Source organism: Salinivibrio sp. ES.052 (assembly GCF_900141775.1).
In the GTDB taxonomy this organism is placed as follows: domain Bacteria; phylum Pseudomonadota; class Gammaproteobacteria; order Enterobacterales; family Vibrionaceae; genus Salinivibrio.
Genome location: NZ_FSRI01000003.1, coordinates 268,407 through 290,085 on the forward strand (window position 1 = coordinate 268,407; position 21,679 = coordinate 290,085).

At 46.3% G+C, this 21,679-nt stretch carries 16 protein-coding genes; 10 read left to right on the forward strand and 6 right to left on the reverse strand.

Features of this window, described 5'->3' with window-relative positions; translation table 11 throughout:
- Positions 1 to 129: 129 nt before the first annotated feature.
- Positions 130 to 903 carry an AraC family transcriptional regulator gene (locus BUQ98_RS14165; protein WP_074214449.1) on the reverse strand — a complete coding sequence of 258 codons (774 nt, stop codon included), beginning with the start codon at positions 901 to 903 and terminating at the stop codon, positions 130 to 132.
- A gap of 589 nt (positions 904 to 1,492) precedes the next feature.
- Here BUQ98_RS14165 and BUQ98_RS14170 point away from each other — a divergent pair.
- On the forward strand, positions 1,493 to 3,346 hold the full coding sequence (locus tag BUQ98_RS14170) for an SUMF1/EgtB/PvdO family nonheme iron enzyme (RefSeq protein ID WP_074214450.1): 1,854 nt from the start codon (positions 1,493 to 1,495) through the stop codon (positions 3,344 to 3,346).
- A 453-nt stretch (positions 3,347 to 3,799) separates the two neighbouring features.
- Positions 3,800 to 4,510 (forward strand): helix-turn-helix transcriptional regulator, encoded by a 711-nt coding sequence (locus BUQ98_RS14175; RefSeq protein WP_074214451.1) that lies wholly within the window; start codon positions 3,800 to 3,802, stop codon positions 4,508 to 4,510.
- Between the two features lie 58 nt (positions 4,511 to 4,568).
- On the opposite strand, the gene pdxH is transcribed toward BUQ98_RS14175, so the two are convergent.
- Positions 4,569 to 5,207, reverse strand: coding sequence for a pyridoxamine 5'-phosphate oxidase (gene pdxH / locus BUQ98_RS14180; protein WP_074214452.1), 639 nt, complete (start codon positions 5,205 to 5,207; stop codon positions 4,569 to 4,571).
- 615 nt (positions 5,208 to 5,822) lie between these two features.
- On the opposite strand from pdxH, the gene BUQ98_RS14185 reads away from it, so the two are divergent.
- From BUQ98_RS14185 to BUQ98_RS17165, 3 genes are read left to right on the forward strand one after another with little or no spacing between them, the layout of a single operon-like run.
- Complete coding sequence (locus BUQ98_RS14185; RefSeq protein WP_074214766.1) at positions 5,823 to 6,488, forward strand: transglutaminase-like cysteine peptidase; 666 nt, start codon at positions 5,823 to 5,825, stop codon at positions 6,486 to 6,488.
- Positions 6,489 to 6,494: 6 nt separating this feature from the next.
- Complete coding sequence (locus tag BUQ98_RS14190; protein WP_254813940.1) at positions 6,495 to 7,868, forward strand: LapD/MoxY N-terminal periplasmic domain-containing protein; 1,374 nt, start codon at positions 6,495 to 6,497, stop codon at positions 7,866 to 7,868.
- Complete coding sequence (locus BUQ98_RS17165) at positions 7,802 to 8,428, forward strand: EAL domain-containing protein (RefSeq protein WP_254813951.1); 627 nt, start codon at positions 7,802 to 7,804, stop codon at positions 8,426 to 8,428. Before BUQ98_RS14190 ends, BUQ98_RS17165 begins: the two co-directional genes overlap by 67 nt.
- Positions 8,429 to 8,628: 200 nt before the next feature.
- On the opposite strand, the gene BUQ98_RS14195 is transcribed toward BUQ98_RS17165, so the two are convergent.
- The 4 genes from BUQ98_RS14195 to BUQ98_RS14210 form a co-directional block, all read right to left on the reverse strand.
- The gene (locus BUQ98_RS14195) at positions 8,629 to 10,293 is read right to left on the reverse strand and encodes a DUF342 domain-containing protein (RefSeq protein WP_074214453.1); all 1,665 of its coding nucleotides are present in this window, start codon (positions 10,291 to 10,293) and stop codon (positions 8,629 to 8,631) included.
- A 373-nt stretch (positions 10,294 to 10,666) separates the two neighbouring features.
- Positions 10,667 to 12,562 carry a GNAT family N-acetyltransferase gene (locus BUQ98_RS14200; RefSeq protein WP_175566329.1) on the reverse strand — a complete coding sequence of 632 codons (1,896 nt, stop codon included), beginning with the start codon at positions 12,560 to 12,562 and terminating at the stop codon, positions 10,667 to 10,669.
- Between the two features lie 251 nt (positions 12,563 to 12,813).
- Positions 12,814 to 13,785, reverse strand: a complete 972-nt coding sequence (locus BUQ98_RS14205; RefSeq protein ID WP_074214455.1) for a ParB/RepB/Spo0J family partition protein — start codon at positions 13,783 to 13,785, stop codon at positions 12,814 to 12,816.
- A 9-nt stretch (positions 13,786 to 13,794) separates the two neighbouring features.
- The gene (locus BUQ98_RS14210; protein ID WP_074214456.1) at positions 13,795 to 15,003 is read right to left on the reverse strand and encodes a ParA family protein; all 1,209 of its coding nucleotides are present in this window, start codon (positions 15,001 to 15,003) and stop codon (positions 13,795 to 13,797) included.
- 1,359 nt (positions 15,004 to 16,362) lie between these two features.
- On the opposite strand from BUQ98_RS14210, the gene BUQ98_RS14215 reads away from it, so the two are divergent.
- The 5 genes from BUQ98_RS14215 to BUQ98_RS14235 all read left to right on the forward strand — a co-directional run bounded on the left by BUQ98_RS14215 (position 16,363) and on the right by BUQ98_RS14235 (position 21,677).
- Positions 16,363 to 18,342, forward strand: coding sequence for a replication initiator protein RctB domain-containing protein (locus BUQ98_RS14215; RefSeq protein ID WP_074214457.1), 1,980 nt, complete (start codon positions 16,363 to 16,365; stop codon positions 18,340 to 18,342).
- A 229-nt stretch (positions 18,343 to 18,571) separates the two neighbouring features.
- Positions 18,572 to 19,444, forward strand: coding sequence for a DMT family transporter (locus BUQ98_RS14220; RefSeq protein WP_074214458.1), 873 nt, complete (start codon positions 18,572 to 18,574; stop codon positions 19,442 to 19,444).
- Positions 19,445 to 19,628: 184 nt separating this feature from the next.
- Positions 19,629 to 20,258, forward strand: coding sequence for a GNAT family N-acetyltransferase (locus BUQ98_RS14225; protein ID WP_074214459.1), 630 nt, complete (start codon positions 19,629 to 19,631; stop codon positions 20,256 to 20,258).
- A 354-nt stretch (positions 20,259 to 20,612) separates the two neighbouring features.
- Positions 20,613 to 21,395 carry an HAD-IA family hydrolase gene (locus tag BUQ98_RS14230; protein ID WP_083605308.1) on the forward strand — a complete coding sequence of 261 codons (783 nt, stop codon included), beginning with the start codon at positions 20,613 to 20,615 and terminating at the stop codon, positions 21,393 to 21,395.
- An 18-nt stretch (positions 21,396 to 21,413) separates the two neighbouring features.
- Positions 21,414 to 21,677 (forward strand): DUF3081 domain-containing protein, encoded by a 264-nt coding sequence (locus BUQ98_RS14235; protein WP_074214461.1) that lies wholly within the window; start codon positions 21,414 to 21,416, stop codon positions 21,675 to 21,677.
- Positions 21,678 to 21,679: the final 2 nt, after the last annotated feature.

A 21,679-nucleotide genomic window follows, 5' to 3' on the forward strand; every position in this document is an offset into this window, starting at 1 on the left:
AAAAAACACCGGCATTATTGCAAAATACTCCGATGATTAACAAATAAAGCTGTCGATCGCCATAGTGGCATAACAAATTGAATGCAGATGATTGATATAAGGAAAACCAAACCTAGCTATAAATACACGTCAAGGTGTGATTTTAAACTTAGCAGGTGATACGCCAAAATAGCGAGAAAACGCATTAGTGAAACCACTTTGGCTGGAGAAACCACAGCTATCGGCAATTTGTGCCATGGTCAATTCACTTTCTTTTATTAACTGTTTCGCTAGAGCAAACCGTTTTTCCAGCACATATTGGTGAGGTGTGGTGCCGACCTGTTCTTTAAACAGCTGATGAAATTGGCTCTCAGCCAAAAAAACACTGCCCGCCAACTGCGCGACGGTGATCTTGCGACTGATATGCTGGTGAATGTAACGGTCAATAATATCCATATTTAAGCGATGGCCATCACGGCGAGGGGAGACATGATCACGGAAATGACGATGTAAGACACACATCAAGGTATCAGCACAGGCTCTACTTAATAGGCGATCAGAAGGGTTGGCGATCATTTCAGACGACAAGGCTTTAATCAGTGTTTGCGCATGGGTATCAAGTTGGAAATACGGCTCACGAGAAAATAATTGTGAAATATTCTCGTGCATCAAAGCCTGTCCGGCCCACTCTTGAAAGGGCAGGTTGATCACCAAGATCTCATTCCGCCCAACCCCTGTAAAAGCGTGCTCCTGTGACTCCGCTACCAGACAACCTTGCCCAGGACCCACTAAGCTCCCACGTCCACCGACATCAAACTCGGTTTGCCCCTGGAGGCCAATCACGACTTGTTTGTAGTCATGACTGTGATGAAGCTGCTGCCTTGGTAAAGCGATGACTTCTGATACTTTTGGTGTCGCAGCCATTACTTGCCTCCATGATCAATGAACGTCCCTGCCCGTGAATGAATCATTCGACTCTAATTCTGGCATGGTTCCCCCATACACGCGACTGCTATATGACGATAGTTCTCTTTCTTAAAGACCATTCATCGGAACAATGATCAAGTACCGTAATTTTTACGGACGATGTCATTTCGAGAGTAAAAATGTGTAGGATCCCGCAATTATTTATCATTGATCCCTGACATATCGGCTTTTGGCACCTAGAAAAACACATAGAAAAAGAATAGATACCATTAATAATCAATGATTTAAATGTCATTCGATGGGTTATATGTCCGCTTGATCATCGTTGCGGGCAATTAAAAACGATCAGTGCCTTGATCATTCTTCCGTTTTTTTCTCGCTTCACACAATCTTATTTGAAGCATGGCACTGCTTAAGGTAATCTCGCATAAACATAAAAACCATGAGCACAGTTGCACCGATCACGTCGCAGAATGCTGACTGCCGTCAAATAATTAACACGGTTTACGTGGCAACACGGGTTTCCGTGATAGTCTACTTTTTGGACATAGGTATTATTATTGCGACATGCGTAAGCAAGGGAACTATGACAACGAAATATATAAAAGCGTTATGCTTAGCGCTCCCTCCCCTACTGCTAACCGAGTTGGCGTTCGCTGAAAACGCGTCTTCCGCTGATAATCTCGATCCGGTCAGTGAGTTGGTTGAGAAACTCCGTGATAAAGAAGAGTCGTTGGAGTCTCGAAACGATGAACTGGCTCTGCAGCAGGCGAAGTTGGATGACCTACTGGTTAAACGCGCGACGTTAGAAGATGAGCTGAGCAACCTGAAACGCAAACGCAGCAACGCTAAGGCAGAGCTCGATGCGAAATTTCAGGACTTGATTGCCGATCCGAGCACAGATATTGGCCCGTATCAGCAGACCTACCAACAAGCCTGGCAAATGGTGAATAATCACCAACAAGAGCAAGCTGCCAACGAATCCGCCATTATTGAACAGAAAAAGCAACTGGCGAAACTCGAAAGCAAGCAAGCACTCCTTGCCACCACGCTGGAGAACTTACATGAGGCAATGCGTGAAGCACGTGCTGAACGTCTTCGCAAAGAGCTGACACAAAAAGATACCATTGAAGTCGTTCATAGCCTGACTTGCTCCCCCAATATGACCTTGTCTGCCTGTGCAAACCAAGGTAAGACACTGACCATGCAAAAGGCAATTCGCGATTTTCGTGGCCAGGTGACTAATTTTGTCACTGAGTCTAACGCGGTGAAGCAAAACATAGATAAAGTTGCGTTTAATATTCATGTGACTAACAGCGAAATCGTAGACGCTGGCTTTACTGGTGGTATGGACTACACAACACGTATCAAAGCAGAGATGGTGAGTCGTCCAGATAAAACCGCCTCTTGTCGACTTCTCGATCTAGAAGACCGATATTGTGTTGAAACAACGCAGGCGCAGCAGCAAGCAAACCGCAAGCAGCAAGCGAAGCGTTGGGTAAATGTCACCATCCGCTCAAACCGTTATGACGATAACGTGAGTATCAATGATGTTTCATACGGCAGTACGCCTGTCGAACTGATGTTACCCGTCGGTAACCATGAGCTCACGGTATCTAAACCTGGTTTTGTCCCTTATGACCAAGAGGTTTATTTAGGTAAAGATCAAGTGGTATGGGCCAAACTGAAAGAGCAGCCTAATCAACCCCCGAGCCCAGGCAAAAAATTTACCGATCCCGTTGCTAAAAATCTGGAAGCACCACAAATGGTTGTTATCGGAGCGGGTGAGTATAAAGTCGGCCCTGATGCACGTGAAAATGTGGCTATCCAGCAATCATTTGCTATAGGCGCAGCTCCCGTCACCGTCGAGCAGTTTGATGCGTTTGTCGCAGCCTCTGGGTATGTCACGGCGGCAGAGCAAGGCAATGGTTGTAACATGTTGATAAACGGTGATATAAGCCAAAGCCTAGAATCAGACTGGCGTCAGCCTGGCTTCGATCAAGCCGCCGATTCCCCAGTTGTTTGTGTGAATAAAGACGATGCTCAAGCCTACACCAAATGGTTAAGTCAGCAGACGGGACAACGCTACGCACTCCCTAACAACATTGAGTGGGAAGTGGCTGCACGCGGTGGCGCTGAGAGTGATTATTGGTGGGGAAATGATATTGGTGTTGGTAATGCCAATACCGGCTGGAGCGGGACAGTTTGGTCCAATGACCGAACATCACCGGTAAAAAGCTTCCCACCTAACCCTTTTGGTGTTTACGATACCGCGGGGAATGTATGGGAATGGGTGAGCAATGATACGCCCCTAGCCCGTGGTGGTGCATGGAACTTCTCACCCCAGCGGGCGCGCGCCTCTGAGCGTCTAGAACTAGGGGAAAATACCAGTGCCAATTACCTGGGTTTCCGCGTCGTCAGAGACATCAAAACGCGTTAATCTAACCGCTCTAACGTCACCAAAAAACGCCGCCTCGTTGCGGCGTTTTTGATAATACCCACATGTTACCTATCATTTAAATATCTCTACAATCATAGTCTTCACGTAAAGTGGCTTTATTTAATGTCAATAGGTCAAAGCCCCCCTACCCAACGTCTAATCTTCTGGATATAGTGGAGCTTGTAAACGCGATTTGTCCCGATAGATACGTTTACATCGTTCCTAACACTGTTAGGTGCAGTTTAGATGCTCGATCCATATCAACTACCCTCATGGTATGGATTTGGTATCTCGACAACCTCTTCTACACGTCGTACAGGATACACCCCTTGGGGAAATCTTGTCTTTGCCGGCTTTATGCCGGCTTTTTTTTGTGCTCCAATAGCGTGTCGACTTTTCTATATCCCCTGGATAGTTAGGTCTAATAATAATAACAACGCGTCGGTAAGCAATATGAATCATCAAGAAGCCCTTGTGCCTCCAGCTTTATCTATGCTTGAGCAATTACCTGGTTGTTGGGGTTGTAAAGATACGCAATCAGTCTTTATATATGCCAACAGTGAATACTGTCGCCTAATAGGGCTAAATCAGCCGCAAGACTGTATTGGTAAGACTGACCATGATATGCCCAGCCCAACGACACGATGTGCTCACCAGTTTCAGGTGCAAGATAATTATGTAATGAAAACCGGTAAGCGACTTCGTGTACTCGATATCCACCCTTATGCGAATGGCCGATGGCATGCCCATTTATTCACTAAAACGCCTTGGTATAACGATGATGGAGAAATTTGTGGGGTTATGTTTTGTGGACAAGAACTGAGTGATACCGCCATTTTAGAAGTGGGACATTGGATATGTCGGGCTGTTACTCATCCAGACGAAGCGTTAACTGATCATCACCACCGCAAAACACGGGTGCACCTCACTGCGCGCGAACAGGAAGTCCTTTTTCTTCATTTACATGGTAAAAAGCCTCAAGTGATAGCCCAGACCTTATCCGTGTCAGTCAAAACGATCGAAAATCATTTCGCCCATTTGCGAGAAAAGTTTGAGGTTGAGTCAAAGGCAGCATTATTGGAGCGCGCGCTCGCCCAGGGATTCGGTTCGGCAATCCCAGAAAGCTTATTAACCCAGCAAGTCTCCGTGGTGCTACGAGACTAAGAAACGCCCTCTAGTTAGAAAACAGGCCAAAACGCTAGCGTATTGGCCTGACGCTTACTTAGGGTGCTAAACGCTCAACCATCCACTGATTATCAGTTTGTCGTTGATACAAAAAACGATCGTGCAAACGATGCTCGCCACCTTGCCAAAACTCAATACTTTTGGGTTGAACACGGTAGCCACCCCAAAATGTCGGGACGGGAATATCGCCTTTCTCAAATTGCTTTTTCAACTCTAAAAACTTGCCTTCTAATACAGCGCGTGCAGATAACCGCTCACTTTGTTTACTCGCCCATGCTGCGATCTGGCTTTCTTTTGGTCGAGAGGTGAAGTATTTAAAGACTTCTTTCTTACTCAACGGCACCGCTTCACCGGTGATATGAACTTGTCGTTCCATGAAGTGCCATGGAAAGTGCAAACTGATCTGACTGTTTTGCTTAAGATGTATTGCTTTACGGCTACCTAGGTTTGTATAAAAAACAAACCCGTTCTGATCAAAGTCTTTGAGCAAGACGATACGTTGAAAAGGCTGGCCCTGTTCGTCGACAGTTGCAATGGTCATTGCGGTTGGATCAGGCACTTGGGTATCGATCGCTTGCTGTAACCAATGTTCAAAAAAAACCATCGGCTCAGAGGGTAAATCATCTCGGTGTAACCCCCCTTTCGTATATTCTCTTCGAATATCTGACAAATCCATTTCTCTCTCCAATTCGTTTATTTTCAAGTTATTTTGCTCAGGTCAGGCGGGATAAACAAGCGCTATCTAAGTACGTCCTGCTTACTCCCTCGAACAATGCCACACCATCAGCGACAAACGACGCTTCAGTCGGCATGATATAACGCAATGATGCCGATAATCGCTGATATTTGTCAGTGACCACACATGCAAGAAATGAGCACCACAGACGAAGAGAGAATACAATCGTACTTAAAGCGGGCTCGTCACGGGGAACATTCGTGTTCTTTGCCTATGATTCCGCAAAAGTGGCGACTAACGGTATAACCGATGCCAAGGCTATGGCAGACTTTCTCACTAATGGCCCCAGAAGAACCCGCGTACGTTTTGCCGACCATGCCAACGCGGACACCAGAGTCGTCTTATAATAAAACGTGCCGAGTTCGCAAGATAAATAGCGTTTGGCAAAGCAGAAAATACCAAAAACTCGCACAGGAGAAAACGATGAACACAGCGAACGTCAACCAATCTAGAGACCTCGTCGTACCAAAGGTAATGGATTAAACATTAGCGGGGATGTTGATACAGCATGGGCTATTTTCACATGTCAGTCTCAGTCTTAAAGCGAAAGCATCGATGAAGCGATGGCATATTGCTGGGCTGTGCTTGTTACTGTCACTCAGTGCAACGAGCCTGACGACCACAGAATCACGCTGGGTGGGGCAAGTCTCTCAATTTTATGGTGAGCGCGCCGGTAAGCGTGTTACTGCGTGGCGTAACATGGTAGAAACAACACAAAGCTTATCAGAACAAGATAAGTTGCGAAAAGTTAATGATTTTTTCAACCAGTTGTATTTCGTTGATGATATCAATTTATGGGGAAAAAACGACTATTGGGCGACCCCTCTTGAGTTCCTTGGTGCCGCCGCGGGTGACTGTGAAGATTTTAGTATCGCTAAGTATTTTTCGCTCCGAGAATTGGGTATCGATGATAAAAAGCTACGACTTGTTTACGTTAAAGCGATTCGTCTTGACCAATTTCATATGGTCGTTGCTTATTATCCCACTCCCTCATCCGAGCCGGTACTTTTAGACAACTTAGATCCGGCCATTAAGCGTGCATCGCTACGTCGCGATCTATTGCCCATATATAGTTTTAATGGTAGCCGATTATGGTTAATGAAAGAGCGCGGACAAGGCGAGCTGGCAGGTAACTCGTCTCGACTTGGCCTCTGGAACGATCTGCGTAGTCGTATCGATACCTTAAAGATGCAAAAACCAATTAGACAATTTGATAGGTAAACACCGATGACGTTATTCAATCAAATATTCACGTGGATGCTGGTGATTTTTTTCTGCTTAGTGCTGGCCGTCTTCGGTATTGAACTTAATACCACGCGAAACTTTTTACTTAATCAGCAAACATCTGATGTCAACAATACCGTCAATTCGATGGGGTTAGCACTCGCGCCCTATTTAGAGTCAGACGATAAAGTGGCCGCAGAGTCTGTCATTAATGCTTTTTTTGATGGCGGGTTTTACCGAGAGGTCAATCTGACCTTGCTGGCGGATAACAGCGAGATTGTGCGCGAGTACCCGGTAAAAATTCAAGGTGTCCCGCAGTGGTTTATCGACCTTGATGTTTTCCCTGTCATCACGGAAAAACAGACCATTACAAGTGGCTGGATGCAACTGGCTGAAGTAGAGGTGGTTGCGCACCCTGGTTATGCCTACAAGCAATTGTGGAAATCATTTGTCCAACTGAGTGCCATTATGGCAGCGATTTTTGTTATCGCGTCTGTCATTATTGGTTGGCAATTACGACGCTCACTAAAGCCCCTCTCCCGCATTACCGCTAAAGCCGGTGAAATCGCTAAAAACAAATTTGGTGAACCGATCCCCCTTCCTCCCACCTCCGAGCTCAAAACCGTTGTCAAAGCGATCAACGTGATGACCGAACAGCTTAAACGCTATTTTGAGCAGCAAGCTGAAGAAGCGGACCGACTGCGTAAAGCGGCATATCGAGACGCCATTTCTGGTTTAGGTAACCGTCGCTTTTATATGGGTCAGCTTAAATCCTGGCTAACGGAGTCTGGGATCGGGGGGATGGTATTAGCCAAAGTGGACATGATCAAAGAGGTCTATGACAACCACGGTTTCGAAGCCGGTGACCAAATCGTCGAACGCTTTGCCACTCGATTAACGACAACCATTATCACTAACGATAACATGACGGTCGCGCGATTAAGTAAAGACGAGTTTGTCATTTTGGCGCCTAATGCCGATCCTGACGACTTACGCTTATTAGGAGAAACCATGCTTGCTATGGTGGCAGAGATGCAAGCCGACCCGTCAGAGCTCACCGCCCCGAAAGCAGCGGTTGGCTTAGCGATTAATGGTGGAGGCAACCGAGATGCTAGTGTATTGCTCTCTCAAGCCGATAACGCCCTTTCACAAGCACGCAATACACCAGAGCACCCAGTGGTATTAATCGACCAATCAGTGGGTGATGCGGCGATGGGTAAACAACAGTGGAAGGCTCTACTCCATGAGGCAATAGCCAACGAGCTATTTGTATTCAAATATCAACCAGCAACAGACAGCCAATCGAACCGATTACATCAAGAAGTGTTCTCAGCCATCGAAAAGACGGAAATTACTATGGTGCGGGTCATTTCCTAGGGGCGGTTGAACAACTCCAACTCGGCGAAGTGTTGGATAAATACGTTATCTCTCATGTGATCAACACACTCACCACTACGCCTAACATTGGCCCGCTGGCGATTAATCTCACCCTAAGTAGTGTGACGAATGCATCCTTTATCCGTTGGTTAGGCACCACTTTGTCTCAACATCGAAAACTTGCAGGGCAGTTATTATTCGAGATCCCTGAAATCGCGTTTGTTCGTCATGCCGATCATACAGGCCTGCTCACCGACCAAATCCGCCAATCGGGCTTCCAGTTTGGCGTTGATAACTATGGCCGCAATTTCCAATCTCTGGATTACTTGCAGCGATTTAAACCAGACTACGTCAAAATCGACTTTGCCTATACCAGCCACATAGAAGATGACGCGCAAGGTCACGTCCTTGCTTCGATTTGTCGTACTGCCCACAATTTGAATATCACCACCATCGCAACACGGGTGGAAACCGAAGCGCAGCTGACTCACCTTTCAGAACTGTTCGTCAGTGGCTTTCAAGGCTATGTGTTCAATAATACGGAACTCAGCGATAGGTAAACGCTGTCACTGCAGCGTTGTTATGTCTCGCGTTGCATGAGTAACGCGAGACCGGCCAATAAGCCCTCTCACTAGCGGGCATCTTACCAATCCTATTCATTGCATTAATGATACTGTGAAATCTTTGGAGAGAGCGAAAGCCAGTATGGCAAGCTGAGAGAGCTGACGCGCTGGTCAACAGTTTACAGTGTAAATTGAGTTTAACTATTAGGTTGGTAAGGTTTTAACTCTATCGCCGCATTGTCATAAAATAAAACAGAAGGGCCATGCTCAGAATTCACTGTATGTTTTTCATCACCAATGGTGCAATGCACTCGGCTCAATAATGATTTGGTTGCGATGATGGTCGCGGAGCGATAATTGGCGGTGATCATGGTGTCTGTTTCCTCTATCTCATATTCTATTTCTTCAAGCGAGGCAAAGAGGTGGTCTCGCGTTGACGTAATGCGTTCAACCATTGCCGCGTCGCGCTTTTCTACCGGTAAAGCCTCAAGTTTCGCGCCCGCTGCTTTAATTTTATCCAATTTCGCTGTCTTCTCTTCCCAGTCTTTATTAAGGTCTACGATTTTCCGTTTAAGTATGGGTAAACGAGGAAAACAATGGATGTAGGTATGGGCCCCTGCACTTGCGCCAATAATAACCGCTTGCACCTTTTCACCCACTTCGTGCTTCCCACCCGCTAAAGTACCTTTTCGTTTCGTCGCATCACTTATCACGATTGAATGTCCGACAGTCGTGTGACAATGCATTGCATGTAAGGTGAGTTCAACATTCTGGTTGGCACATAACGTGGCATACTGGGCAAATTTTGCCACTATATTTCCCTCAGCGATCAAGACACAGTTTATATCTGAATCCGCTGCAACTTGGCGTCCAATAATTCCATTTTGGACAATAATGTCAGCACCGGCAGTAATTGTGGCAGATTCAACAACACCGCCGACGGTCACGGTGCCCGTTGCCGTCACCTTCATCCCCACTTCGACATCGCCTTTTATAACGACACTACCTTCAAAGTTGACATGACCCGTGCCCACATCAACCACATCTAGGCTCAACGCATCATCGACGACAACACCGTCTTTTTGAAGTCGAGGAATACCTGCCATGGTTGCGATAATGATATTAGGATCTTTACTGCTCAATTCACTGCCTTCATGGACAGACAGTGTCATTGGCTTGCCAGACGATGTCGATAGCACAGAACCCGTCACAGTAAACCCTTCGTAACCAGGTGTTTCAGGGATCAATTTAGCCAGCGGTTGGCCATGCTTAACCATCACCATCTCACCGAGATCACGCATATCGACAGTGCCATCTTCTCGTTCTTTGGGGCGACGAACCCTGTCGGCTGGATCTTCGATTAGGTAAACAAGATGTGCGTCCTCTCCCGCAATCGGCTGTCGACCAAATGCGACGGGGACATCCAAGTATTCCCCCGGTTTTAATCGCCCGGAGGCTGAGAGGAGTTTTTGTAGGGTTGGTTTTTTTATTCCACGGACAATGTTGGCTTCACGGAGTGTGGAAAGAATATCATCGGCTTTAAGACCACGACCGCCACAGGCCCCGTTAACAATGAGGTAGGCTGTCATTTTATCGTCAGCAATACGCGCTTCTATTGTCGCATCTCGTCGTTCCGCGATAATGAAGTCTTCTGATTCTGCATCATCGATAGATGCATTCAATTTCGTTAATGCCGACTCTAACGTATCATCAAAACAAAAAAAGCCGGCCGCTTGATTGCTAACCAACCAGTCTTTAATTTGTTTTTTCTCTATAGGTTGACCGCTTGCATGTTCGACTTTCCCTGCCGATAAATACACGCGCTGGCCATCCTGAGAGACGCGGAGGATATCGTCTAGCATGTCGCTCCCTGCCAATCAATTCCTTACGGCGGTATTATTATTTAACACGGCCGCGCGGGCATTGCTTCTATTTCGTTAAATTGGACGAAACACCACTTGTCGTCACAACACCTAGTCTCCTTTAGATTAGCTTACGTCGTGTTCAAGTGCGCGCAATTGTCTCATTTATAATAAATTATACAGGCTTCCTGAGCTTGGGAGCAGGATCACTGTTAAAAACGTGAACACGATAGAATAAATGAAGTCATCTTTGACAGTAACGATATCGAGCCCACTCTCTCGCACTCATTTACAGTGTAAATGAACACTGTCTCTTAATTTACAATGTAAACTGACGCTGCTTGTCTGTGCTGGGTTTACAGTGTAAATCGACTTAGTCAACCCCATAGTGCGCGATGTATTCTCGGATCAATGCTTCTGCTTGCTTCTTGCCGGACAGTTGATAGCGCGAACAGACCATCCACCAAGGCTGACCCAGGAGGATACGGCTAATAAGTAAATGGCATGTTTTGTTATCTCGGTTATCGGGCGTTATGTGGATATGCTGATACAGCCATATTTGCAAACTGGCTAATGCCGCATCCACTCCCACTCCCCCAGCAACAAACCCTTTTAGCTGTTGCTGAGCACCGTTGGTCATCGGTTTCTCGGGGAGGCATGCAATCATAGAGGCTACCGTGTCGGCCTCCATAAGCTGATGGCTGGTCATTAATAGAATAGGGAGGCTTTGACTGAATAACTCAACCGCATCCGTCATCCAGCCTAACGGTTTAAGAGGTTTCACCATTTGTAAAGAGTGGCAACCACTGGCTTGGTCACGCTTTAAGCCCAATTTAAGCGGTTCGAAACCTTGCTTAAACCAGAACTGATTTAAGCTGACCGTCGCACCAAAACTGACGCCTAAACCAGCAACCTTCTTTGTTAAGGCATGATCCGTTATCTTCGCGAGAAGCTGTTGCCCAATACCACGATGACGAAGTGGCTCGGATACCGCGATTCGCTGCACTCTCCAGAGTATGTCGCTCAGAATCTCCGGCGTCCCCAAATTTGCCGCCAGAGACTGGCTCAAGAGATGACCTCTTATTCGACGCTGCCCCGCAACCACAAGATGGCTGAGCTTTACGTCAAGTCCCCCTTCTTGATTCACAACACATGCCGCGACAATCTCACCGTCGACACGAGCGACAAAGACAATAACCGCCTCATCATCGAGTAAGCGTGCTAAGTCATTGGGCGACGTTTGATAGTGCGCAGCAATCAATAACGCAAACAACGCACGGAGCTGACTTTCATTCTTCACCAATACATGACGTGATAAACATTCAACGACCAGCCGCCCATTATCATGTGTCGAATTGAAAAAAGGAGGTTCAACTGACTCACTCTGCTCAACATCAAGGAGGAAAAGCGAGTTTAATGCGCGCTCGACGGGATCGTTATCAGCCCAACGCATGGGTGCAGTCAGCGTTAATGCGCGCCATTGTGGCTGCTCAACATCGAGCAATTGCTTAACTCTTATCGTAAACGCTCGTCCCGTCCCTTCGTAACCATGCTCAGTTGTCGCAATGGCCACTCGGCTATAGGTCCGCAGCCACTGACTTAACATGGGTAACGGGATCGCGGCGGCTTCATCGATTAAGAGAAGATCGGCAGGAGGTACCTCTCTGAGCAGTTCATCCGGCGCAATAAAGCGAATCTGACTGCCTTGATAATGAATGGTCTGGCCTTGAACCTTAATACCCAAACGTGCTTTAAGATGAAAAAATAACGTGGAAGCATGAGCGGGGGTAGGAGATGTAACCAAAATCTGCCGTGGCTTATGCGCCATTAACTGTGCAGCAGCGATCCCCAATGCAGCCGATTTTCCTCGTCCACGATCTGCCGTCAGCAGTAAGGGGCGACGTCGGTGTCCCGTCACGACTTTTGTCACGGCTGATATTGCATCTTCCTGTGTCACTCGATGTTCATCACTTGGGAGCGTCCTGTCGAGTGGCCATCGGATCGTTTCCTGCGTGTGATACGCGACCGAAGAATCGACATCGAGTTGACGGAGTATGCGTTGCACGGATGGCGGTAAGTTTTCTTTTGGTTCAATCAGTCGGAGTAAAATTAACGATCCCGAACGACAGCACCCGGCAAGAGCGCAAAAGGCTTCTGCATTAAAGTCAGCGCTTATCTCGACCAACACATGTCCGCACTCTTGACCTAGTTTTTGATGTGCCTGGCGCCAACTCCATCCTTGTTTGGGATCCCCCACGACGACTGGCATAGTTTCATCGTCGAAAGCACTGAGGATAATGTCTAAAGGGTGATCGACGCAGACTAGCTGTCGATGGGACCGCAGCGTTGCACACCTAATCAAGTCATCCAAAAAACACTTCAGTGTTGGCAAAGTCATCGATGTCCCCATGGGGCGAGTTTCCATTTGATATATTCAGTAGATAAAGAGAATGATAACACGCAAAAAAAAACGACACGCTAGGCGTGTCGTCATTATTCTTTCATTACCCATACACGGGATCAGCCGTTAAGTTGCTCTTTAATCAATGCCAAGATCCGCTCCGCGTCCTGATCATCCACTTTCTTCAAGTTGATACTCAAATTATTGCCTTTCCGGCGGTAGGATGCTCGACCTTCTAACAGTGTCTGAGCTTGATCTTTTTCAGGTGATGAGGGGGCACTTAATTCATCTTTAAACTGCTCAATGCGCTGAGTCACTTCACGGGTAATGCGGGTAACCCCTTGCGCATCGACTTGTTGCCATAGTGGTGTTTCGCCTAATTTTTCTATCAATTGTTCTTGTGATTGTGCATCGAGGCTAAAGTACAATCGATGGAGTTTCACAATGGTAGGGCGGCCTAGTTCCGAGACGCTCGGGTATGCTTGCAACAGCGGTAAGGGAAGGGCAGCGGCTTTTAAAGCACCACTCACTAACGCCTCACTGCATTGGCATGCGCTTGCCAACGCCTTTTGGTCGCTTACTTCACCACTATCCAACATCGCCTGCATTTCTTTACCTCGTTCATACAGCGATAAAGGTTTATGCGCGTTTGCAACATCAGATAAGAACTTAGCATGCCGAGTGCTAATCCCCTTGGCCACGTAGACAAGAAAATCTTGCTCCGCGAGCATACAGGACATACGTCGGCGGCTACCGTCAAGTACCTCAATACGGCCATCATCAAGCCAGCGACCCACGGCTGGATACTGTTGCCCGTGCGCTTTTAAGGTGACGAGGATATCGGATAACGCCAATTCGTTGAGAAAAGACTGCTCGCGCGCATTTTTATCAAATACCGTGGTTTTATCTCGGATCTCACTGGCAGACACTTTCACCAGTTCAAACTCGACCGTGTGCTCACCGGCTACCGCCAGTTCTATCACTGCGGCTTTCTCACTGGCAGCACTCTGTGCTTCTTGCGTCGTTGTCGCTCGGCGTTTATCTGCTTTGGCAAACAAGCGTGCATTTAAATCAGAGGTTTTAATTGCCATTTTTCTTTTTTACTCCTGATTAAGCTGAGACCAGTGGCTATGTAGGACACGTTCGAGTTCTAATCCGACGCGATGTACCGCATCTTGCGCGGTCGACAACGTTTTCTTACCACCCTCAAAGTCTTGTGACGTAAGATCAAACACCGTGCTATACGTATCTGCACAGGTTTCAAAGGCTCGACTCCTCGGAATCGTGGCCATCATTACTTGCTCTCCCAAAAGATAATTCATTTCAGTTAGAACGGAAATCTGTTTTTTGTTGTCATCTTCAAACATTGTTGGCATTAATCGTACAAACTCTAAACCATGCCAGTCCTGTGGAAACATCTCATAGACCTGAGGAAGATGCTGGAAGAAGTTAACTGTTGATGCCCAATCAAGCCGTTTTGCCGCACAGGGGATCACTAATGAATTAGAAGCATACATGGCGTTCCATACAAGGGGATCAATGTGTGGGCCTGTATCAATCATAATGATGTCAAATTCATCACTGATAGGATCGACCACTTTATCCTGTAAAAGCTCAACCACATTGAGTGACTGACTCGTCGCTAACGCTTGCCACGCCTCAGCGTTAAACATGGCATCTTCAGGAAAAGCAGCCATAGTTTTCAAGTTTGGATATTGCGTGGGTAGCAAGACATTCCGCATCATGAAGTCTTTATCTGCAGCTTGGGGTGTATTATCCAGCATTACATCAACGGCGGAGTAGATCCCTTCTTGCTCTGTCAAACTTATTTGAGGGTTGAGGAATAATCTCAACGAGCCCTGAGGATCCAAGTCAATCAAACAAATACGGTATCGTTTCTCGAGGTTTAGCGCCATGCATGCAGCCAAATGTACAGCACTCATGGACTTCCCTGTTCCACCTTTCTGATTTTGAATATTGACGACCCAAGGTTTATGCGTTTTCCCTTTACGCTCATGGAAAGTAGGTACTTTCGCGGCATCCATAATTTGGTGCGCTTCGTCTAAGGTAATAGAGTAATGATTGGCATTATTCTTGGTAAATTGGTGTCCATCTTGCTCCATGCGCGAAATCGCTTCATCAAGCTTACGCCGAGTTAATCCCGAACGTGTTTCCATTAATGCTTTAGACATTGGCGGAAAGAGTTGGTCATGCCGCTCCTCCATCACAATCTCAACGCGATCAGACTGCACTTGCTTCGTCTGCGCAGCGATATTGCGGAGGTTTTCAATCGTCTTTTCCCTATCCATATCCTTTTTCGCCTTCACGATAAATAATTGCCGATTGTACAGCACATTCCATCAATGACAATAAAAAGGTGAACAAAAGGCAATCAAACAAAGATCCTGCTCACAATTGTAATAGTAGGGTCTCGCTGATAATCGCAAAAATTATTGTAATATTTCACGTGTGAAAGAATGCCTTTAAATAGAAAGATTAAAAATGTCACAGCGTCACTTATTTACATTGTAAACAGTGTATAAATTCGGAAGCTTATCTTTGAATGGCTAATTTACGGAATACACCATTTCAACCTCGATAGGAGATAAATAGGTTATTACGCAATCACTTTTAACGAACCAAAGACCGGATTTCTCGATTCAAACGCTCGGTTTGGCCCTTTTGATCATTTTTCCCGTAAACATGATCAAGGAAAATTGAGGTTGAAGCGATGGATACTTGATCATGCTTTCGATGGGTTTCGTCGCCAATAGGAAGCATGATCAAGCTGATTTAGCGCTGAAATCATCAGCAAATTCAACAATACTATCCCAATGCAAGACGGAACAATGATCAAGTTCCTCTACGGAAAGTGGTCGATATAGAGGTAAGCCGGAACGATGAAACCAAACCGCCAGATTACGGATAATGTCAGGCCCACCAAGGGATCCAGCACGATCACTATCATTTCCCATATCTTAACAGGCTGTACGAGGGCAGAATGACTAAGATCGAATGACAGGATCCTACTACATGATCATCGTTCCGTTAACCGGACACATACTTAGCTATGGCGATTATACTGTTAATGTTATTTCAATACTCCCCTTCAATCCGTCAACTTATCGATTGAGGAATGATTTAACACTCAATTTCCCCATTATCGGGTAAAACGGCACAACTTGATCATTGTTCCAAGGTGTAAAAAACGTTTTTTCTCGCTCACCAAGCCTCTAGGTGCACGAATAATTCCCTCAAGCTGTGGATAAGATGTGTATTTCACTTGATCATTGTTGCCATTATATTCTGATCATTGATGCGATAAAATGGTGATCATTGATGCAGACCTTACTTGATCATCGTTGGTCATACATGATGATCATGGCTCCGAACCCATGATGATCATGCTTTCGGAAGGGGGCTAAATATACTGTTTATTAATCAATTACTTACGAGATAAACATTCGCTGGATCATAAGATCAGATCATCAACTTAGATCAGAATAATCATAAAGATCAGTTAAAAGATGCAATAAAAAAGATCTTTCTTTTTGGGTCTTTTTTTATTAGTCTTTCCCTGGAAGAGTGATTGATTTACGGCTTTCGTCACTTCAATGTGAAAGAACAACGCGCTTTGAGTACGTCTGAGATAGAGGATCTTAACTGACATGAATGCCAGTAAACCCGAAAAAATATTAATAAAAGCCCCTCGCTCTCACAAAGACGGGCATCTCTTTGAAGTTCACGGTCAATTAGTTGACTGGTTAGCTCAATACGAGCATTTCAAAGGTGTGACGAAAAGCATTTTAGAGCTCCTTAATCTTATCTCAGTGCGTGGTTTCGCTTCTCAAGATGGCTACGTTTCAACGACTGAGCTTGTCGATGCCACCGATGGTCAGCTTACCAGAGCAGCAATCCAACAAAGGCTCCGAGCAGCAGTCCAATTAGGCTTATTTCTTCAACAACCGGTTCGATTTGAAGAAGGGTTAGCAGGTAAAACAATGCTTCATCGTTTTGTTAATCCAAGTCGTTTGATCTCATCACTTGGCAGTGCAGGTCTCATGACAGAGAAAAGCCGTGACGAAGTGAAACAAAAGCGTTCAAAAGCATTGGCACAAACACAGGTTAACCGACAACTACTCAGCGAACACGGGCTCGGCACGCCACCGATGATGCCAGGGGAAAAAGATCAAATCTTAGTTTCCCCAACGAGCTGGGCTGGGATCATTGATCAAGCGTTAGCGCCACCGCGGACAAAAAAAGGTTATCAGAAATCGATGGTCGCCATCAGTGGAACGAAGGCAATCATTGAAACACGGTCAGCTAAATCAATCATGACCGTTGACGATTTAATGACGCTCTTCGCGTTATTTACATTGACTGTTCAATATCATGATCACCACTTACCGAATTACGAATTACAAACCCAATCTATTGGTAATAAAACGCCGATCTATATCACCGATATCCTTCAATTACGTGGTAAAAAAGACAGTGGTCCGGCACGAGATGCGATTAGAGAAAGTATCGATAGAATTGAGTTTACTGACTTCCAGCTTCATGAGCTAACAGGACGCTGGCTCAGTGAAAATATGCCAGAGGGATTTAAAAGTGATCGTTTTCGTTTTTTAGCTCGGACGATCACCGCATCGGAGGAAGCACCCAAAGAAGGGGATGATGGCGAAGTAAGGATCAAACCTAACCTATACATTTTGGTGTGGGAGCCGTCTTTTTTTGAAGAGTTAATGACGCGTGATTACTTTTTCTTATTCCCGCCTGAGATTTTGCGTCAACATACTTTGGTATTCCAGCTCTATTCGCTCTTCAGAAGCCGTATGTCGCGTCGATTAGAAGATTCCATGCTGCTTAGCGAGCTTAACCAGAAAATGGCCCGCAACATCGAATGGCGCCGTTTTTCGAGTGATTTAATCCGAGAGCTGCGCAAATTAGCAGAGGGGAAGGTCACGGAGTCCATCTTTGCGGTAAATTTGTGGGGGTATCACCTGACCTTGACACGGGAAGAGGATGAGAAGAAATACCCAGATTACCGGATGGATATAAAATGTAATGTCGATGAAGTGATCCGATACTCTCGGGCTAAGATGTATAACGAGGGTAAACGCTCGTTGGCTCCAACCATGCCAAACCCGTTACGCAACGAGATCTTGCCTAGCCAAGACCTTGATCAACTTTCCGGGATCATTGATGGTGAATTCGAGCCCATTCAACGTAAAGAAAAAACCAGCGATCGATTGGGACGCCGCGTTAAGCAGCGTAAGCATCTCGTTGAGATTAATGCGGATGAGTTAACCATTGTGTTATCCAAGTATACGTCAGAAGAAGCATTACAACGCAGTATTACCGCGTTATCGGCAATGACGGGACATCCCTCTTCGGTGATCACTGAAGAATGCCAAGGGTATTTAGAGAAGCTTGATTGGCTCCGTGTCGGTGATCAAGTTGTGCCTTATGAAACACTCAGTCGTACCATTGAGTTTTTTAACCAACAACAACAAGCTCGTCATCTATCTATCGAAAAACTGATCTCAGGATTGGCGGTGAGACGAAAAGTTTGCCAGCGTGTCTTTGATGGCCACCTTGATGGGCAAGTGCTTAAAGCGTTAGATGATATCGCGATGGGCGGTTAATACCTCTTGATTTTGCATTGCTTTGACGCTCTACTGACACGCAGTCAAGGCTATCGTTTAAGATAGGTCTTGATAGATACCTTTGTCCTATTTGATGTCTTTATTGACATTGTTTGGCTACATGCTTGCCAGCGGGCGTTTGCCCGCTTTTTTCCTACTACGTTATTTTCCCCTATTTACAGTGTAAACTGCCTACTTTCATATATTCTTGCGTTTCAACGAGGCTGTTATGCCGATTTTATTACCGTTCGTCGCGGTTTTTATCTGGTCCGTTAATACGATCGTGAACAAAATGTCGGTTTCGGTCATTGCGCCTGGGGCGATGGCCTTCTATCGTTGGTTTTTTGCTATTCTCGTTTTAACCCCTTTTTGTTTACCTACGCTGTGGCGTCAAAGGCGTGCTGTTGCAACTTATGCACCAAAGCTTGCGCTCTTAGCCTTGCTAGGAATGGTAACTAATCAATCCGTTGCTTATTTTGCCGCACAAACTACTACCGCAACGAATATGGCATTAATCATGTCTCTTGTTCCCATGCTTAGCTTGTTTATGAGCATTCAATTATTGTCTCAGCCGCTAACGGCTCGAGCCATCGTAGGCGCAGGGTTATCCATCTCCGGGTTGATATACATGCTGACCTTAGGGCAGCCACTGACTTTATTAAGCAGTGGGGCGAGGATAGGCGATGGGTTAATGTTAGTGTGTGCCTCATCGTATGCACTTTATTGCGTTTTATTGAAGCGCTGGCCTATGGCGATTTCCAATTGGGTCTCTGTTTATGTGCAGGCGCTCTTTGCGGTCATTATGCTTGTGCCCGTTCTTCTCACCGCGCCAAGTCAATATATTGCACCTGATGCATATCCTCTCGTTGGCTTTGCTGCCTTGGGAGCGTCAGTGCTTGCGCCGGCCATTTGGTTACAAGCGATTGCGCTAAATGGGGCAAGCCGAACAGCAATGTATATGAATCTATTACCTGTCATCACCGCAGCGATTGCGGTACTTGGGCTTGGAGAAGTATTGACTCACTACCATCTTTTCGGAGGAGGGTTTGTCCTACTTGGCGTTGCTATATCGCAGCAATCAAAGCGTCTGAACGCTCCGTAACCGTCTACACTGACATAAGCGTTGTATTCTCAGTGAATAAAGTGTGCGGCGGAGGTGAGCAATGTGGTGGCTAATTGAGTTAAACTGGATCCCTCTGTGGGTGGCACCCACAATGCGTCGCTCTGAAGTAGCAGGGCCGTCGCCAATTGTATGGTAATGAGGAGCAGGAGAGCGATAATCGTACATGGACGTTGAGGTATTTAACAACGCGGTCGTTGCCATTCGTGCCGCAAAGCGTAGTGAAGCGCGTTATTTTTGGCGAAACATCTACTACTCCCGTGCTTGGAAGCAGTATGATGCGCCATACACACCCATTGAGCCCCTTTCATTTTGGTCGTTTCGCTTTGGCCTATTTCGTCGTTTTATCGCTGGCGACACGGCACAGGTCATTTGTGTAGACAACGATCCTGTGGGTTATGTCACCCTGTATTGGGAAGACAAGCGCACGCGTTGGCTGGAAGTGGGCATTACTATTTTTGATCCTGCTTATTGGGGCAAAGGGGTGGGTCGACGCGCACTGACGCAGTGGATTGACCAATTATTTATGCGCCACCAGATAAACCGAATCGGCTTGACGACCTGGTCGGGGAACGCGGGGATGATGCGCTGTGCCAAAGCGCTGGGAATGCGCGAAGAAGGCCGTTTACGCGCTGTGCGTTATTATCAAGGCGAGTACTATGACTCGCTTCGATATGGGGTGTTGCGAGATGAATGGCTGCAGCAAGCCGCACCGGTGAACCCTACAGCCGCTTTGACCTCCACGCCCATGACGGCTGTGGCCTCAACCATGCATCAAGACCATTCGTTGGTTTAAATGAGTAAACCTGTCATTTTTGTGGCTACTTGTCTGCTCACCTCGATATACCCATGGTTTTTAATGTCAAAAAAATGACAGTCTTTTTATACAGATCCAGGGTCGGTATCAACAAATATAAAGATAGAAAATGTGATTTTAATCACTCAAAGGTTAGTGGCTTGATTCAACACTGAAGTTTGTGCTTAATCGGTCGATTATGCATTTTCGCCCCGATGATTCGATATATTCTTCCTGGTATTTTCGTAGGAGAACGCTCGGTTCTCTGCTAACTTTCATTAGTCGATGGATTCGCATTTCTATCCAACGTCACCTTTCCTTTATCTATATAACGTACTGATTTTGGGGGATTAAATGAAGAAGTTGGAGAGTGTTTCTGCGATATGCTTTGACTTGGACGGCACGCTCGCAGACCCTTTTGATGACACTTATGACGCTGTCTTAGGCATGTTGAGAGGGTTGAACTTACCTGATGAAGATCCCAGTGCAATACGAGATTGGATTGGTGATGGCGCTGATTTACTGATCCACCGGGTGCTCACTCGTCATATCGATGGGCGTGTTTCAACAACGGTATTGAATCAAGCGCGCGCGCTTTTTTTGTCATCTTACTTAGGCAGAAAACCGCCAAAAACTCGACTCTATCCAGGCGTGCTTGCTTGCCTTGAGGGACTGTCGCAGCGTCAATTCCCAATGATATGTACCACGGACATGCAAACGGCCCATGCGAACAGTTTGCTAAAAGCGCTCGGGGTGGGGCACTTTTTTACCCGTATCTTGGGAACGGATGCGATCGCAGCTGGAAAGCCTGATCCCGATAGCATTTACGAAGCGGCGGCGATTCTCGCGGTTTCACCGCTTGAATTGCTAGTGATCGGTGATGCGGTTAACGATATACACGCCGCACGTGCAGCCGGGTCTCCGGTCATTTGTGTCGACTACGGCTATAATTACGGCACCGCGATCCAAAAAGCGCGTCCAGACACTACCCTTGATACATTGGCAAAATTGCCCAATATTATTGCTAAGCCAAATCGGTTCAGAGTGTCAGCACAAGGTGTCAACACGCCACCGGTATTGGTGGGCTCACTTCGTGGTCGTGCTATGCGGCCGGGAGGGGGAGCACAATTTCGATGATATCGCCAGGAGGGAAGCGTGAAAAACGAACTCAATCCGACCCACCTACTTCGCGCCTTTGAGATAGTGACTGAGTATGGTGAAGAAATTGAAGATGGGCACCGCCTAGATGGCATCGACGCTTTCTCAGATTATGACGGCTATACCATTTATTTAGCAGGCAATGGGGTACAGTTACGCGTGGGGTTTCACAATACCTATGATCTCGACTATGAGCACGAAAACCTAAAAGAGCAGTTCCTGAAAAAGGTTGATGCTTTGGTCAAAAACTACAAAAAGTAACC